This window comes from Streptomyces sp. NPDC007991, from assembly GCF_042958445.1.
In the GTDB taxonomy this organism is placed as follows: Bacteria; Actinomycetota; Actinomycetes; order Streptomycetales; family Streptomycetaceae; genus Streptomyces.
The window spans coordinates 56702-72005 of sequence record NZ_JBIBJD010000019.1; the positions used below are offsets into that span (position 1 = coordinate 56702).

The following is a 15304-nucleotide window of genomic DNA, read 5'->3' on the forward strand; positions in this document are numbered from 1 at the left end:
CCACGGCCCTTCCAGGTCCGCGAAAGTAGGTCGTGGCCGGTCACCCGCCGGCCGGATCCGCCGAGACGGGAGGCCTGCCATGCCCCGACGCCCGCTGAACCGCCGTGAGCGACTGACCCTGATGGGAATCCTCCTGGGCAGCCTCGTGTCCGCCGTCGCCGGAGCGGCCACCAGCGAGACCTTCAAGGTGTTGCTGTCCTGAACCGTCCGGCTCGCGCGCACGCCCCACGCCGTCTCGAATCCGTGACAGTCCGGACGGCGGCGGTTTTCCTAGGCAAGGATGCTTCGATGACCGGTCACACGAGTGGCTCCCGGCAAGGGAGCCAGCGGCGGATTCCGCAGCCCCTGGGCGTGACGCCGGCGCCGCTGCGCGACTTGAAGGACTACATCTACCTGCTCTACGTGGAGGCCGGGGCGCCGCCGACGCACCGGATGGCGGCCGACATCGGGCACGACGACGTGTTCCCGGGCAGCCCCTCGAAGGCCACCGTCCACCGGATCATCGGCTCCAGGGAACTCCCCACCGGGCAGGAGGACGTCGTCTCCGTCGCCCTCCTGCTCGCGCGCGAGACCGGCAGGGACCCGGTCGAGGTGGAGACCCGGGTACGGCGGATGTGGGTCGCCGCTCATCTCGCCCAGCCGCTGGGGATCCCCGTGTCCGACATCGACCCGTTCGCCCTGGAGGTGCACCGGGCGATCAGCGTCCCGGGCGAGAGGTCGTTACCCAGGCTGCCCGCCTACGTCCTGAGGGACCACGACACGGAGCTGGGTGCCCTCGTCGACCGGGCGATCGCGGGTGAGAGCCTGCTCGTCACGCTGGTCGGGGAGTCCTCGACCGGGAAGACCCGTGCCTGCTGGGAGGCGCTGCGGCGGCTGCCACCGGGGTGGCGCGTATGGCACCCGTTCGATCCGAGCCGTCCGGACGCCGCCCTCGTGCACCTCGCGGAGGTGGGCCCGCAGACGGTGATCTGGCTGAACGAGGCCCAGCACTACCTCCTCGCCCCGGACTCGAAGACCGCCGAGGGCATCGCCGCCGGCCTGCGCTCCGCCCTCACCGACCGGCGCCGCAACCCGATCCTGGTCCTCGCCACCGTCTGGCCGCGTTTCTGGGAACCCCTGGCCTCGCCTCCGGCCACGGGGACGGACGACCGCTTCGAACAGCAGCGCAAGCTCCTCACCGACCTCGGCCGGTGTATCGCCGTGCCCAAGACGTTCTCGGAGAGCGACCTTCGCCAGGCACGCCGCAAGGCGCACGACGACCCGCGTCTCGCCAGCGCCCTGGCGGGAGCGGCCGACGGGCAGATCACGCAGTTCCTCGCGGGCGTGCCGGAACTCATGCGGCGCTACCTGTGCGCGCCGCCCGCGGAACAGGCCCTGGTCCACGCCGCCATGGACTACCGCAGGCTCGGGCACGGCCCCGTACTCCCCCATGAACTCCTCGTCGAAGCCGCCGAAGGCTATCTGAAGGACCACGAGCTGGCCCTGCGTGCGAGCGGCTGGCTGGACAAGGCCCTGGCGTACTGCGCCATGCCGTGCCACGGGGTGCCCGGACCGCTGACACCCGTGGTCTCCCGCAGCGATGTGCTCGCGGGCGGGGCCTACAGGCTGGCGGACTACCTGGAACAGCACGGCCGCCTGGAGCGTCGGCTGGTATGCCCTCCGGCCTCCTTCTGGAACGCGGCGGTTCGACACGGCCTCGGCACGGACGACACCGTCGAGCTGGCCCGGGCCGCGCAGCGCAGGGGACGCCTGCGCGTCGCGGCGGCGCTCTACGAGCGGGCCCTGCGGTCCGGGAACACCGAGGTGCGGCCCGAACTGGCCGGGCTCGCCGAGGGAGTCGGCGACACGACCATGGCGAAGCAGTTCTACGAGGCCGCGTGGCGGGACGATCACCTGGCGCGCTGGGAACTCGTACGGCTGCGTGAGATCAAGGGCGAGCCGGGCAGGGCCGAGGAACTCGCCCATGAGGCCGCCAACCAGGGCGACAGCACGTCGCTGACGCGGCTGGCCCGGCTCCGGCAGGAGGCCGGCGACGAGGAGGGGGCGCAGCGGCTGACGAGGAACGCCGCGGCCCGGGGCAAGATCAGGACGTTCGCGGGACTGGCCCGGTCCAGGGAGGAGGTGGGAGACCGGGCGGAGGCGGAGTCCCTGGCGTTCCTGGCCCTGGCCCAGACGGGCAGCACGTACGCCCTGTCCGAGCTGGCGGGCATGCGGGAGAAGGCGGGCGACGGCGCGGCGGCGGAGCGCCTGGTGCTGGCGGCGGCCGAACGGGGCAAGGCACGTCCCGCGATCAGGCTGGCCTGCATGCGGTGGCAGGCCAGGGACCGGCAGGGCGCGGCGCGGGCCCTGGATCTCGCCGCCGCTTCGGGCAGCATCTTCGCCCTGACCGAGCTGGCCCGCCTGAAGCAGAAGTGGCAGGACCCCGACGGGGCCGAGCAGTTCCTGCGCAGGGCCGTGAGCCGGGGCAGCATGTTCGCCCTGACCGAGCTAGGCCGGCTGCGGGACAAGGCCGGGGACCGGCAGGCCGCGCTGCGGCTGTACCGCAGCGCGGCCGAGCGGGGAAGCACGGACGCGCTGGCCCACCTCGCCCTGCTGAAGGAGGAGGAGGGGGCCAGTGAGGAAGCCGAACGCCTGGCGTGCGGCGCCGCGGACGGAGGAAGCACGTTCGCGCTGCTCGAACTGTCGTGGCTGCGCGAGCAGACCAGCGACCGCCAGGGCGCCGAGCGTCTGGCCCAGACCGCCTACCGTGCGGGCAACTCGGGGGCGCTCGTGCTGCTGGCGCGGTCTCGGGAGAAGGCCGGGGACAAGCACGGCGCCGAGAGACTCGTCCTCCAGGCGGCCCGCTCCGGCGACAGCCGGGTGCTCAACGAGTTCGTCCTGCGCAGGGAGAAGACCGGTGACAGCGCGGGGGCCGAACGCCTCGCCACGGCCGGAGGCGGCAAGGTGGTGCTGCAACTGGCCTGGATCTGGGAGTCGGACGGCAGGAGCACGGATGCGGAGCGGCTCTACCAGCACGCCGCCGATCAGGGACAGACGCAGGCCCTGCGGGAACTGGCCCGGCTGAAGCACCAGTCCGGCGATCTCGACGCGGCGGAGGAGTACGCCCGGGCCGCGGCCTGCGCCGGGCACGTGGCGGCACTGTGCGAACTGGCGTGTATGTGCGCCGAGAGGGGCCTGGCGGCCGACGCCGACCGCCTCCACCGGGCCGCCGTCGACGCGGGATACGGTGGCGCGCTGACCCACCTCGCGGAATTACGCGCCCGGACGGACCTCCGCTGGGAGGACCTTCCCCGCTACGGCCTCACCGCGGACGGTGACCTGTCGGGCCCCTGGCATTTCGAGTCGTCCGGGAGGCCGACGTCCGGGCTCCGGTGTCAGGTGCCGTGAGCTGCTCAGGGGCCGCCCGAGCCGATGTCCACCACGCGCGCCCAGGCCGGCGGTGAGTCCGGGACGTACTCGGGGTTGGTCTCGTCGTAGGCGTAACCCTGGTGGCGGCGCGGGAACAGGCCGATCACCGTGCGGCACGGGGGGCGGGTGTCCGGCCAGGGGGTCTGGCCGTCGGTCAGGGCCACGATGACGTCCGGGGCGGGGCGGGCGCGCAGGGCCCGGGTGAAGCCGGTGCGCAGGTCCGTGCCGCCGCCGCCCGTCAGCGGGATGCCCTCGGCACGGCACAGCGTGTGCACGAAGCGGGCCGACGCGTCGCACGGCACCACCGTGACCAGGTCGCGCCGGCCGCCCACGGCCCGGGAGATCGCGGCCACCTCCAGCAGCGCGCTGCCCAGTTCGGCGTCGCTGACCGACCCGGACGTGTCGATGATGACGGACACCCGGGGCGGCCTGCGTCTGATGCTCGGCAGCACGGCCCCGGGCACGCTCGCCGAGCGGCGGGCCGGACGGCCGTAGGTGTAGTCCTCGCCCGCGCCCGGCCCGGACGCCGCCGAGCGGACCGCCGTGCCCAGCAACTCCCGCCACGGCTGGGGCGGGTGGAAGGCCTCGTCGGCCCAGCGCCGCCACCCCTGCGGGGCGCTGCCGGGACGGCCCGTGATGCCCTGCGCCACCCGGAAACGGACGCCGTCCCGCTCCTGTTCGCTCAGGCCGTGCGCACCGTCCGGGCCGAGTTCCCAGTCGCGGTCCAGGCCGTCGGCGCCGCTGCCGCAGTCCAGCCAGGCCAGGTCGCTCAGCCGCGGGCCGAGGCGGAACTGCCGCAGGTAGTCCTCCATCAACTGGCCTTCGGGCAGCCCCAGTGTCTCCGGGCGGACAGCGCCCTCGGGGCGGGCCAGCCCTTCGCCGTAGACGTCGTCGTTGATCTCCAGGTCCGCGGCGATGTTCATCCGCAGCCGCTCCCCCGGGCCGCTCAGCCCGCGCTCCCGCGCGACCCGGTCGCCACGCCCGTGGTGGTCGCGCAGCAGGTGCGACACCTCGTGCACCCACACGCCGGCCAGCTCCTCGACGGGCGTACGGTCCACGAACGCCGGCGAGACGTAGCAGCGCCAGTACCGGTCGACGCCCATGGTCGGGACCCGCCGTGACTCGACGACGTGCAGGGCGAACAGGGCGGTCGCGAGGTAGGGGCGGACCCGGGCGGCGTGCAGGCGGGCGGCGAAGAGTTTGGCGCGGTCGAGTGCGGCAGGGGGTCCGAGGGTGTCTGGCGCCGGGGGCGTGTCCGGCTCCTGCCCGGTCATCGGCCCGCCCTCGCCGCGGCCGACGGCTTCGTCCGGGCCGCCGCGTCGTCCGCCCGGCGGGACAGGGACACCACCCCGGCGAGGCTCTCGATCGTCGCCGGTACGTCCCAGTCCTCCCGGCGCAGGGCGGCGAGCGTCGTCGCGGGGACGACCACGACGTCCGGGGGTCCGCTCTCCACCGCCCTGACCAGCAGCGCCCACGCCGCGTCCCAGCGGGGCTTGTCCGGACGGGCGCGGACCGCGGCGACGACACCGTCCAGCGCGGCCTGGCGCAGATCCCCCCGCTCGGGCAGGACCGCACCGGCCGGGTCGGCCAGGAGCGTCTCGGGGTCCGGGAGGTCCATCCGGTCGATGCTCGCCAGCAGTTCCAGGCCCGGCCCGTCCCCGACGGTGCCGCGCACCAGCTGGGAGAGGACGTCCCGGGATGAGCCGGCGGCGGTCGCGAAGGCGATCAGGTGCAGTGTCATCTCCCAGCTCCGGGGCGACGGCCAGGGCCCGCCCCGGCGGGTTTCGCCGCTGGGCAGCCGGTGCACGAGCCCGGGGCGTGCGGAGAGCAGCCCGCACACGGCACGCCGGGCGAAGGCCACGGCCTCCGGCAGCTTCCCGGCGTCGAAGGAGGGCAGGGTCGCCCGGGGCCAGGTCCCGCCGAGGCCGCGTACGACGACCTCGGTGTCGTGGGCCCACTGGAGGTGGACGAAGCGGTTGGCGAGCGGCGGGCTGAGTTCCCAGCCGTCGGCGGCCGAGGACCGCGGGTTGGCGGCGGCCACGATCCGCACGCCGGGCGGCAGCCGCAGCGCGCCGATCCGCCGCTCCAGCACGAGCCGGAGCAGCGCGGCCTGCACGGCGGGCGGCGCCGTGGACAGTTCGTCGAGGAACAGCAGCCCCCGCCCGGCCCGCACCAGTCGTACGGCCCAGTCCGGCGGGGCCATCGGAACGCCCTGCTCGGCGGGGTCGTCGCCGACGATGGGCAGCCCCGAGAAGTCGGACGGCTCGTGCACGCTGGCGATCACCGTGGTCAGCGGCAGGTCCAGGGCCGTGGCGAGCTGGGTGAGGGCCGCCGTCTTGCCGATGCCCGGCTCGCCCCACAGCAGCACGGGCAGGTCCGCTGCCACGGCCAGGGTCAGGGCCTCCAGTTGGGTGTCGGGGCGGGGTTCGGTGGTGGTGTCGCGCAGCAGGGACAACAGGTCGCCGGCGGTGTCGAGTCGCGTGGCGGTGCCGGGCTCTGCGGACGGGGTGCGTGTGGGCATGTGATCACCTGTGGGTGTGAGTGCGGGCGGGAAGCCGGGGGAGCCGGGCGGAGGCCGCCGGCCCGGATGTCCGGGTCAGAAGAAGGAAGGTGTGGGGCGGGAGGCCGCGCCGCGCCAGCGGGAGGCCTTGAGGTCCACGGGGCGCAACCGCCCGGGTGAGGGCCCGTCCAGGCCCGCCCGGAACAGTCCGTAGGCGATGCGCCGCCGCGCCGCCGTCTCCAGCGCGTCCCGCAGCGGGCCGTTGCGCAGCACCGCCTCGGGGCCCAGCAGGCCCTCCACGACGGCCAGCGCACCGGCGACGTCGCCGTGGTCGAGGCGTTCGCGGACGCCGGTGAGGCAGTCGGGGCGGCGGTGTGCGTCGTCGATGGCCCGCAGGCAGGGCAGCGGGGGCCCGCCGAGGGCGGCCAGCAGTTCCTCGCGCCGGATCTCGGCCGGGTCGTGGTCCAGCGCGGCGAGCACACCGTCGACCAGGCCGATCCGGTGCCGGGCGCCCCGGCACTCCACCAGCCGTGGATCACCGGCCCGTCGCGGCACCCGGGCGGTGCCGGCCGGCGCCCGTTCCGCCCTCAGCGCGCAGGCGACCAGCGGATGCAGCCGTCCGGCGTCGATCGCCCCGGCCCGCAGCAGGGCCAGGTCGGGCAGCACCCAGGTCGCGGCGTCGGGCAGGACGGGCAGCGAGGTGTCGCCCCCGTGCCCGCACGCCGTCACGGCCCCGTCGGACAGGTCCAGCACCAGCCGGCCGCGCGCACCGAGCCGCACACAGACCCTGCCGCTCGAACGCCCTTCGGCACGCAGCAGGATCGCCGCCTCGGCGGGCCAGCGGTCGACGGCACAGGGGTGGCCGGGCGGCAGCAGACGGGCCAGTTCCGTATGCACGGCCGTATCCCTGATCCCGGCCGAACGGCCGTCGTCCGAAGGCCCTTCGGCCCCGCACCGCACCCCCAGTTCACCGGCCCGGCGGGCGTCCCACAGATGGCGGTGCAGGTCGAGACGGAACCGCCGGCTCGGACGGGGATGCGGATGACGGCGGTCGGCCGCGTCCGCGTGGGACGCGTCCCACAGGGCGAGGCTGATCCGCTGACCGGCGTCCGCCCAGGCCGGCGGCGTCCGCACCACCAGGTGCAGCGGACGCACACCGTCCCGCCCGGCCGCGTCGTACCGGGCCAGGGTGACGGTCAGCCCCGGCCGCAGCAGCCCGTCGGGCGCGATCCTCGGCATGTGCCAGCGCAGCAGGTCGGGAGCGAGGTGACGAAGGTCGTCCCGAAGCCGGGCGGCGAGTTCCGGGCCGTGGATCCGGGCCACGGCACGCGGCCGGAGGTCGACGTCGACGCCCGCGGCGGCGCACGCGCCCGCCCAGTCCCCGGCACGGCGCCGGGCCGTAGCGGTCTCGATCATGGAGGGCGGCACGGCGAACTCGCGCACGCGCGGCCAGAAGGAAAGCGGCTCGCGGGAAAGCGGCTCGCGGGAAAGCGGGGAGCCCCCGTTCGCGGTGTGGGTGAGCATCAGCACTCACCTGGCGCGGACGGGACCCCCAATCTGTCAACAGAGTGAGTCGTCATCGCCGGGATGCTATCGCCGCCGACTCCCTTGCGCAGCCGATTATTTCGCGGCTCGGGGCGTTGCGGGCTTTGCCATCTCTTTACAACCCGCCCCCCGGCCGCCTCGTCTCTCCGCTCGACCCGTCACACACCCCGCCCCTCACCGGGCGGGACCGACGAAGGAGAGCGTTCCGATGCGCCGAACCGTCCTCACCGCCCTGGCCCTCGCGGGCACCGCCGTGCTCCTGGGCACCGGACCCGCGTTCGCGGGCGGGGCCACGACCCCGAGCCCGGTCCCGTCGGCCGCCGCGCCCACGCCCGGGCCGGCGGAGAGCGCCGTACCGACGCCCGCCCCTGCCGAGCCGACGCGCGGCCAGGCCGGCTCCCGCCCGGCAAAGAGCGCCGCGCCGACCCCAGCACCGGCCGACGACGACCAGGTCTCCGTCGTGCCGAGCGGCGCGCCCGACACCGGTGTGTCCGAGGCGTCTTCGGACTCCGGCGCCGGCGGCACGGCGATCGGCGCGGGCGCCGCCGCGGTGCTCGCGCTGGGCGGCGGGACGTTGGTCGTCGTGCGGCGTCGCCGGGCGAGCGGGGCATGACCACGTTCTCCAGGCGCGCGTTCACCACGGCGGCGCTGGCGTCCCTGCTCACGGCCTGCGCGGGCCCCGGGGCCAAGGGCACGGCACCGGAGTCCGGGGCCGGCGCGCCACAGGCGCGGTCCCCGCACCGGACGGTGCCGGCCGCGGGGGCGCGCCCCCTGGCCCGTTCGGTCCCGGTCCGGCTGCGGATCCCGGCCATCGGTGTCGACACCCCGGTCATCCGGCTGGGCCTGGCCCCGGACGGCACCGCGGGCGTGCCGCCGGTGACGGCGGACGACCGGGCGGGCTGGTACCGGCACTCGCCGACGCCGGGCCAGACCGGCCCGTCGGTGATCCTCGGGCATGTCACGGTCGGCAGGTACGGCGACGGCGTCTTCCGTCACCTCGCCGAGCTGCACCGCGGTGACCGGATCGTGGCGCGCCTGGAGAACGGCGCGGCGGCGGAGTTCGCCGTCACGGCGGTACGGACCGTCCCCAGAACCCGTTTCCCGGCGGACGACGTCTACGGGAACGTGGACCGCCCGGAGCTGCGGCTGATCACGTGCGGCGGAGCGCGTACCGGCGACGGATACGCGGACAACGTGATCGTGTTCGCGGCGCTGAGCGGCACCGAGACCCCCACCCCTGGAGAGCGTTGAAACGGTCCCGTGAGAAGGCCGCGTCCGAGCTGTTCGCCGCCCTCTACCCGCGCCTGGCCGGCTGGTGCCGCCGGCTCGTCGACGACGACGAGACGGCGCACGAGATCGCCTCGGAGGCGTTCACCCGGCTCTGGGCCCGCTGGACGAAGGTGGAGGAGCCCCGCGGTTTCCTCTACGTCACCGCGGCCAACCTCGTCCGGGACCACTGGCGCAAACTGGAGCGCGAGCGCAGGGCGATGCACCGGGTCACCTCGGAAGCCGCCGTACGGGCCCACCCCGAGCAGGCCGACCCGTCGGTGCGTCTGATCGTGCAGTCGCTCCCGGAACGACTCCGCGTCCCGATCCTCCTCCACTACTACGCTGACATGCCGATCCGGGAGGTGTCCGTGCTGACCGGGCGCAAGGAAGGAACCGTCAAGGCCGACCTGCACGCGGCCCGGGAACTGCTCCGCGTCCACCTGAGGAGAAGCCTTGACCACACGCCTTGACGACGATCCGGGCGACCGGGAGTCCGGGCCCGACGACCCGCTCGCCGTGATCCTGCGGCCCTCCTCCCCCGACTACCTGGGCGCGCCCCCCGGCCAGTACGAGGTGATCCGCCGCAGGGCGACCCGGCGGCGGGTGCTGCGGGCCGCGGCCGGGGCCGGTCTGTGCTGCGCGGCGGCGGCCCTCATCGCCCTCCCCCTGCGCTCCACGGCCCCGGATCCCGCCCGCTCCCCGACGATCCCGATGGCCCCGCCCCTCGCGAGCACGGCGCCTGCGACCCCTACGCCGACTCCCTCGGCGTCTCCCCCTTCCCCGGCACCTCCGTCCAAGACCCCGGCCCCGGCCACGACCCGCCCCCGCACGGACACCCCGGGCGACGCCACCCGCCCGACGGCCGCGCCCCGCACCCCGTCGGCCGTACCGACCCCGGCCCGGCCGGTCCCGTCGGCGACTGCGCCGGACCCGGATCAGAGGTCGGCCTCCAGCAGCCGGTAGCCCATGTCACGGCGTCGAGCGCGAACAGCCCGGCATGCCGGGTGCACCGGGGGCCACTCGTCAGGTCGTCCGCGAGCCGGGCCAGGCCGGGGCGATGACCTCCTCGCCGGTCTGGGCGAGCAGGGAGATCCGCGCACGTACCCGCGGGTCGAGGTAGGCGTGGAGACGGCGCCAGTACGCGGCGGCGAACCCGTCCGCGCAGTCGTGGGGGACAGGGACCGTCTCCTGCCGTTCGCCGCCGAGCAGGCCGGCCGGGCGGGCGGGCGGGCAGCTGGGACGGCACGGGTGTCGTCGAAGGCGGCCCCGCCTCGGGGAGGTACTCCCGTACCAGCCAGAAGCGTTTCCGGAAGACGTCCTGGTCCCAGGTCAGGACGACGACACGGCGGCGGGCCACCCGGCGCAGCTCCCGGATCCCGGCCGCCGGGCCGGACCAGTGGCGCACGGTCGGCAGGGCCATGGCGGCGTCGATGGCGCCGTCCCGCAGCGGCAGGCGTTCCGCGACGGCCCGCACGCCGGGTGCGGCTCCCGGTGGCCGCTGGTCGAGCATTCCCCGGCTTGACACGCCTTAGGACCGTCTGCGGTGGTTCGTACGAACCGGTGCCCGCTCCGACGTTCGGGACGCTCGTGAGGTCGTCGCCGAGCGCGGCACGGATCCGCGCGGCGATCCGCGGATCGGCCGCCGCGTCCGGGCGTAGGCCGTGCCGGGCGTGTCATAGGCCGCCATACGGGTCAGCCAGCGCCGTGGCCCTGGCGTCGCACCCTTTCCGCCACCTCGCTCTGCTCGGTCTCCCACCAGGGCCGCACCAGGCCGGGAGCCGGGCCGCCCTCGGACTCCGGTGAGGCCGGGGCGAGTTCGACGTCCAGTCTGCGGTCCAGTGCCGCCGACTGGGCACGCTCGGCGCGGGCCCACTGGGCGAGGATCGTCAACAGGAAGGGCAGGGCGGTCAGTTCGGCGATGCCGAGCATGGCACCGCCGCCGATCTGCTGGTCGTGGCGGACGTCGGGCGACCAGGGCGGGGCGTGGTGGAGGTACCAGGCGCCCGCGATCAGGGTGCCGTGCGTCATGACCACCAGGCCGGGGAGGGCGTCGACGATGCCGTCCAGGAAGACCAGGGCCGCCCGCACGGGGTGGGTGCACCAGGCGGGCAGGGCCTGTTCGCGGGTGAGCACGGGCAGGACGAAGAGGCAGCCCGCCGCCAGCAGGTGCAGGTACATCAGCTCGTGCAGCCAGCCGACGCGCAGCGCGGTGGCGAAGTACGGCGTGAAGTAGACGGTCAGTTCCGTGGCCAGCACCAGGACCGTGCTGACGAGGGGGAACGTCAGGGTCCTGACCAGCCGGCCGGTCATGACCTGCCGCACCCGGCCCGCAGCGCCCTCCGGCAGCGCCTCGACCGCGAGCCGCAGCGGGTCGCCGAGGGCGAGGCCCAGCGGCGCGAGCAGATCGAGGGCGACGTTCTGCACGGCGGCGGGCCAGAACAGTTCATGGTCGTAGACGGCCAGCCCGGACATCGTGGCCCCGGTGATCGCGCCCAGCCCGAGCACGGCGAACGCGGTGAGGCGCGCGAGGGGCCAGGAGCCGCCCCGGCCGCGGACCCGGGCGACACCCCAGCCGTAAAGCCCGCCCAGGACGACGACGAGCAGCAGCGCGGGCACGTCCAGCCGCCAGGAGCCCAGCAGCCGCCCGGCGGTCAGCTCCGGCAGGTACACAGCCGACAGTTCGTTCACCGGGCGGACGGTAGCCGTCGAAGTTAAGGACCCGACCCAAAGCGTGTTCATCAACGTGAATGAGAATCATGTACGCGACTATTGACGCGTCCACGGCAACCTCTTACGTTCCCAGAAAGCGCTTACCCCAGCCAGTCCCATGCGTCCGATCTCACCTTGGAGACGAACGATGCACCTGAGACCAGTGATCGCGTCCGTCGGCCTCCTGGCCGGCAGCCTCGTCGCGCTGTCCGGGAACGCGGCACAGGCGGCGACCACCCGGTACGAGGCCGAGACATCGCCGGCCGTGTGCGCCGGCGCCATCGAATCGAACTGGGCCGGATACTCCGGCAGCGGGTTCTGCAACGGCGACAACGCGACAGGTGGCTACGCCCAGTTCACCGTCACCGCGTCCACCGCCGGCACCGCGACCCTGAAGGTCCGCTTCGCCAACGGCACGACCTCCGCACGCGCCGCGAACATCGTGGTCAACGGCTCCACGGCCACCACCGCGTCCTTCGAGGGCACCGGCGCCTGGAACACCTGGGCGACCAAGACGCTCACCGTGCCGCTGCGGTCGGGCAGCAACACCATCCGCCTCGCCCCGACCACCTCCGCCGGCCTGCCCAACATCGACTACACCGACGTCGAGACGAGCGGCGGCGACCCGCAGCCCACCGGCCCGGTCCTGTACGTGTCACCCAGCGGCACGGACGGCGCGGCCGGTACGGAGTCGAACCCGACGACCCTCACCTCGGCGATCAGCCGCATTTCCTCGGGCGGGACGATCTACCTGCGCGGCGGCACCTACCGTTACTCCCAGACCGTCACCATCCCGGCGGGCAGGAACGGAACGTCCGGGGACCGTACGGAACTGTTCGCCTACCCGGGCGAGACCCCCGTGCTGAACTTCTCCGCCCAGAGCGAGGACCCCGCGGGCCGCGGTCTCGCCGTCAACGCGTCGTACTGGCACGTCAAGGGCATCGTCGTCGAACGGGCCGGTGACAACGGCATCTTCCTCAGCGGCAGCAACAACGTCATCGAGCGCACGGTGACCCGCTTCAACCGCGACTCGGGGCTGCAGCTCTCGCGGGCGCTGTCCAGCACGCCCAAGGACCAGTGGCCGTCGAACAACCTGATCCTGAGCGCAGAATCGCACGACAACGTCGACTCCGACGGCGAGGACGCCGACGGCTTCGCCCCGAAGCTCACCGTCGGCCCCGGCAACGTCTTCCGCTACACCGTCTCCCACAACAACATCGACGACGGCTACGACCTCTACACCAAGACGGACACCGGCCCCATCGGCGCGGTGACCATCGAGGACTCCCTCGCCTACGACAACGGCACCCTCAGCGACGGCTCCCAGGCCGGCAACGGCGACCGCAACGGCTACAAGCTCGGCGGCGACGACATCGGCGTCAACCACGTCGTCCGGCGCAGCATCGCCTACCAGAACGGCAAGCACGGCTTCACCTACAACAGCAACACCGGCGCGATGCAGATCTCGGACAACGTGAGCATCGGCAACGAGCAGCGCAACTTCAACTTCGACTCGGGCAGCACGTCGGTGTTCCGGAACAACACCTCGTGCGACAGCGGGTCGAACGACCGGATCATCGGCAACTCCGACAGCTCCAACCAGTTCTGGTCCGGCTCCAACGGCTCCCGCTGCTCCTCCTACGCCGGGGCCCTGCACTGGTCGTTCGGCTCGGACGGGCGGCTCGTCGTGACGTTCGGCGGCGGTCAGTAGACTCGCCGTATGGCTTTGGGATGCAACGGCCTGCCGCACTGCTTCCTCTGACACCGCGGTGAGGACGGCGACGTGAGCGGATCACGTCGCCGTCCTCGGCGTGCCCGCCGTCCGCGGGCGCCGACGACTCCCCGTTCACCGCCTGCATCCGGCTCAGCGCCGAGCTCTGTCCCGCTGAGCCGTCGAGGAGCATCCATGCCGACCACCCCTGCGGGAACCGGCCGACACCGCCCGTCCGACCGGCTGCTGACCGTGCTGACCTGCCCCCTGTGTCCCTCGGGCCTGGAGCGTGCCGACGGCACGCTGCGGTGCGCGGCCGGGCACGCCTTCGACATCGCCCGGCACGGCTACGTCGGTCTGCTGACCGGCCACCGGCGGGCCCCGAGCGCCGACTCGGCCGACATGGTCAGGTGCCGCGGCGCGTTCCTCCGGGCCGGGCACTACGACCCGCTCGCCCGTACCCTCGCGAGGCTCGCCGCGGAACTCGCCCCGCCCGACGCCGTCGTGCTGGACGCCGGTGCGGGCACCGGGCACTACCTCGCCTCCGTCCTGGACGCGCTCCCCGGGGCCATGGGGCTCGGGCTGGACAGCTCGGCCCACGCCCTGCGCGCCGCGGCCCGGGCCCACGCCCGCGGAGAGGCCGCCGGGTGGGACGTCTGGCAGCCGTGGCCGGTCCGGTCCGGCTGCGCCCACCTCCTGCTCAACGTGTTCGCGCCCCGCAACGGGCCGGAGTTCCACCGTGTCCTGCGGCCGGACGGCGCCCTGCTCGTCGTCACCCCCAGCGACCGGCATCTGCGCGAACTGCGCGGGTCCGTGGGGCTGCTGGACGTCGACCCCAGGAAGGAGGAGCGCCTGCGCCGGGCGTTGGCGGACCGCTTCCGGCACGAGCGGGCCGAGCCGCTGGAGTACGCCATGAGCCTCACCGCCGGGGACGTCGCCGGTCTGGTGACGATGAGTCCGGCGGCACATCACGTCGGTGACGCGGAACTGCGGCGCCGGGTGGCGGCGTTGGCGGTGCCTGTGCGGGTGACCGCCTCGTTCGTGGTGTCCGTGTACCGGCCTCGGGAAGGTTAGGCGACGGGTCAGGTGGCGGGCCGTGCGGTCTCGTCCATGCGCTGCTGCTGGGCCGTGGTGAGCGTGCGGATCATCAGGGCGGCGGTCCCGGCCGCCGCCACGATCACCATGTCGGCGGCGAGCAGGGGCAGGACGTCGGTGTAGGCGCGGGCGATGACCTCGTCCGTGGAGCCGGCGTGGATGAGGCCCAGGTCGCCGGCCAGGCCGACCAGCCACAGGCCCCACCACCAGTTCACGACGGCCGGCAGCCGCCGGTCGGGGAAGAGGGACCGGTGGGCGTCCGCGACGATGCCCCGGGGTATCCACAGGTTCACCACGGGGACGATCCAGCCCGCGAAGAGCCAGGGATACGCGTACTGCGGCTCCGCGCCCGAGAGGGCACGGGCGTTGTCGCGCACGCGGTCCAGCCAGGACAGGAACGCGAGAGCGCAGACCACCGTGACGGCGGCGCCCACGGAGTTGACCAGGTGGTAGGAGTCCTCCAGCGCGGTCAGCGGGCGGTGTACGCCGTCCCCCTGGTCCGGCGGGCCGGAGGCCGGCTGTCCGGCCATGGCGAGCCGGAGGTGCCAGACCGCCCGGGCTGCCCACGCCAGCGCGGCGAGGGCGAGCCCGGCGACGGCGCAGCGGGCCGCGCCACGGACCGGGCGCAGGGCGGGGGCGGGGGTGGGGTGGGGGGTTTCCTGTTCGCTCACCGGGTCATCCTGCCGTACCGCTCAACCGTTCGTGTTCCGCAGCCCCCCTGCCCGGCCCTGCTCGTCCCACCGCACCTCCAGGACGTGGTCGACGGCGTCCCGGTCGAGGGGGCCGTACACGTGCGGGAACAGCGTGTCCTCGGCGACGCCGGGCGGCGGGGCGGGGTCCGCGGCCTCCCATGCCACCCGCGCGGTGAGGCGGGTCTCGTCGAGGGCGAGCACCAGCAGGGGCCTGGGCGCGTCCCGGTAGAAGGCGTTGACGACGGCGAGGGTGGTCTGTTCGTCCGGTGAGCAGTGCACGAAGCCCTCCTCGGCGAGGGAGGCGGGCGCGTACGGCCCGTCGGGGGCGGCGTGCCAGTCGGTGAGCGGTACGGAGTGGTAGATCATTGCCCCGTT

At 74.2% G+C, this 15304-nt stretch carries 14 protein-coding genes; 8 read left to right on the top strand and 6 right to left on the bottom strand.

Translation table 11 applies throughout. The features are described from left to right. Positions 1-79: 79 nt before the first annotated feature. Both ACFZDA_RS37745 and ACFZDA_RS37750 read left to right on the top strand, forming a co-directional pair. The gene (locus ACFZDA_RS37745; protein WP_276327084.1) at positions 80-202 is read left to right on the top strand and encodes a hypothetical protein; all 123 of its coding nucleotides are present in this window, start codon (positions 80-82) and stop codon (positions 200-202) included. Between the two features lie 86 nt (positions 203-288). Continuing rightward, positions 289-3387, top strand: a complete 3099-nt coding sequence (locus tag ACFZDA_RS37750) for a hypothetical protein (protein WP_391090380.1) — start codon at positions 289-291, stop codon at positions 3385-3387. Between the two features lie 5 nt (positions 3388-3392). Here ACFZDA_RS37750 and ACFZDA_RS37755 read toward each other — a convergent pair whose 3' ends face one another. The 3 genes from ACFZDA_RS37755 to ACFZDA_RS37765 form a co-directional block, all read right to left on the bottom strand. Further along, positions 3393-4682, bottom strand: a complete 1290-nt coding sequence (locus ACFZDA_RS37755; RefSeq protein ID WP_391090382.1) for a VWA-like domain-containing protein — start codon at positions 4680-4682, stop codon at positions 3393-3395. Then, positions 4679-5929, bottom strand: coding sequence for an AAA family ATPase (locus ACFZDA_RS37760; RefSeq protein WP_391090384.1), 1251 nt, complete (start codon positions 5927-5929; stop codon positions 4679-4681). Before ACFZDA_RS37760 ends, ACFZDA_RS37755 begins: the two co-directional genes overlap by 4 nt. Before the next feature lie 75 nt (positions 5930-6004). Then, positions 6005-7432, bottom strand: a complete 1428-nt coding sequence (locus ACFZDA_RS37765) for a hypothetical protein (RefSeq protein ID WP_391090386.1) — start codon at positions 7430-7432, stop codon at positions 6005-6007. Between the two features lie 229 nt (positions 7433-7661). On the opposite strand from ACFZDA_RS37765, the gene ACFZDA_RS37770 reads away from it, so the two are divergent. From ACFZDA_RS37770 to ACFZDA_RS37785, 4 genes are read left to right on the top strand one after another with little or no spacing between them, the layout of a single operon-like run. Beyond that, a complete protein-coding gene (locus tag ACFZDA_RS37770; RefSeq protein WP_391090388.1) occupies positions 7662-8066 on the top strand; it encodes a sortase-dependent protein in 405 nt (134 codons plus the stop codon). After that, on the top strand, positions 8063-8704 hold the full coding sequence (locus ACFZDA_RS37775; protein WP_391090390.1) for a class F sortase: 642 nt from the start codon (positions 8063-8065) through the stop codon (positions 8702-8704). Before ACFZDA_RS37770 ends, ACFZDA_RS37775 begins: the two co-directional genes overlap by 4 nt. Further along, on the top strand, positions 8701-9192 hold the full coding sequence (locus ACFZDA_RS37780) for an RNA polymerase sigma factor (protein ID WP_306965323.1): 492 nt from the start codon (positions 8701-8703) through the stop codon (positions 9190-9192). The genes ACFZDA_RS37775 and ACFZDA_RS37780 overlap by 4 nt, the downstream gene beginning before the upstream one ends. Then, the gene (locus ACFZDA_RS37785) at positions 9176-9685 is read left to right on the top strand and encodes a hypothetical protein (protein ID WP_391090393.1); all 510 of its coding nucleotides are present in this window, start codon (positions 9176-9178) and stop codon (positions 9683-9685) included. The genes ACFZDA_RS37780 and ACFZDA_RS37785 overlap by 17 nt, the downstream gene beginning before the upstream one ends. Before the next feature lie 729 nt (positions 9686-10414). Here the strand turns inward: ACFZDA_RS37785 and ACFZDA_RS37790 are convergent. Further along, positions 10415-11410, bottom strand: a complete 996-nt coding sequence (locus ACFZDA_RS37790; protein ID WP_391090395.1) for a cytochrome c oxidase assembly protein — start codon at positions 11408-11410, stop codon at positions 10415-10417. Positions 11411-11579: 169 nt separating this feature from the next. On the opposite strand from ACFZDA_RS37790, the gene ACFZDA_RS37795 reads away from it, so the two are divergent. Both ACFZDA_RS37795 and ACFZDA_RS37800 read left to right on the top strand, forming a co-directional pair. Then, positions 11580-13142: a carbohydrate-binding protein gene (locus ACFZDA_RS37795; RefSeq protein ID WP_391090397.1), complete on the top strand. Its 1563-nt coding sequence runs from the start codon at positions 11580-11582 to the stop codon at positions 13140-13142. A 195-nt stretch (positions 13143-13337) separates the two neighbouring features. Next, a complete protein-coding gene (locus ACFZDA_RS37800; RefSeq protein WP_391090399.1) occupies positions 13338-14216 on the top strand; it encodes a putative RNA methyltransferase in 879 nt (292 codons plus the stop codon). Between the two features lie 8 nt (positions 14217-14224). Here ACFZDA_RS37800 and ACFZDA_RS37805 read toward each other — a convergent pair whose 3' ends face one another. Together ACFZDA_RS37805 and ACFZDA_RS37810 are read right to left on the bottom strand one after the other, a co-directional pair. Next, positions 14225-14908: a DUF4328 domain-containing protein gene (locus ACFZDA_RS37805; RefSeq protein WP_391090401.1), complete on the bottom strand. Its 684-nt coding sequence runs from the start codon at positions 14906-14908 to the stop codon at positions 14225-14227. A gap of 21 nt (positions 14909-14929) precedes the next feature. Beyond that, complete coding sequence (locus ACFZDA_RS37810; RefSeq protein WP_391090403.1) at positions 14930-15295, bottom strand: DUF952 domain-containing protein; 366 nt, start codon at positions 15293-15295, stop codon at positions 14930-14932. Between the last annotated feature and the right edge of the window lie 9 nt (positions 15296-15304).

Excerpts from the sequence above, each read along its gene's own strand:
- ACFZDA_RS37745 (WP_276327084.1), top strand. The coding sequence starts at position 80 with ATGCCCCGACGCCCGCTGAACCGCCGTGAGCGACTGACCCTGATGGGA.
- ACFZDA_RS37750 (WP_391090380.1), top strand. The coding sequence starts at position 289 with ATGACCGGTCACACGAGTGGCTCCCGGCAAGGGAGCCAGCGGCGGATT.
- ACFZDA_RS37755 (WP_391090382.1), bottom strand. The coding sequence starts at position 4,682 with ATGACCGGGCAGGAGCCGGACACGCCCCCGGCGCCAGACACCCTCGGA.
- ACFZDA_RS37760 (WP_391090384.1), bottom strand. The coding sequence starts at position 5,929 with ATGCCCACACGCACCCCGTCCGCAGAGCCCGGCACCGCCACGCGACTC.
- ACFZDA_RS37765 (WP_391090386.1), bottom strand. The coding sequence starts at position 7,432 with ATGCTCACCCACACCGCGAACGGGGGCTCCCCGCTTTCCCGCGAGCCG.
- ACFZDA_RS37770 (WP_391090388.1), top strand. The coding sequence starts at position 7,662 with ATGCGCCGAACCGTCCTCACCGCCCTGGCCCTCGCGGGCACCGCCGTG.
- ACFZDA_RS37775 (WP_391090390.1), top strand. The coding sequence starts at position 8,063 with ATGACCACGTTCTCCAGGCGCGCGTTCACCACGGCGGCGCTGGCGTCC.
- ACFZDA_RS37795 (WP_391090397.1), top strand. The coding sequence starts at position 11,580 with ATGCACCTGAGACCAGTGATCGCGTCCGTCGGCCTCCTGGCCGGCAGC.
- ACFZDA_RS37800 (WP_391090399.1), top strand. The coding sequence starts at position 13,338 with ATGCCGACCACCCCTGCGGGAACCGGCCGACACCGCCCGTCCGACCGG.
- ACFZDA_RS37810 (WP_391090403.1), bottom strand. The coding sequence starts at position 15,295 with ATGATCTACCACTCCGTACCGCTCACCGACTGGCACGCCGCCCCCGAC.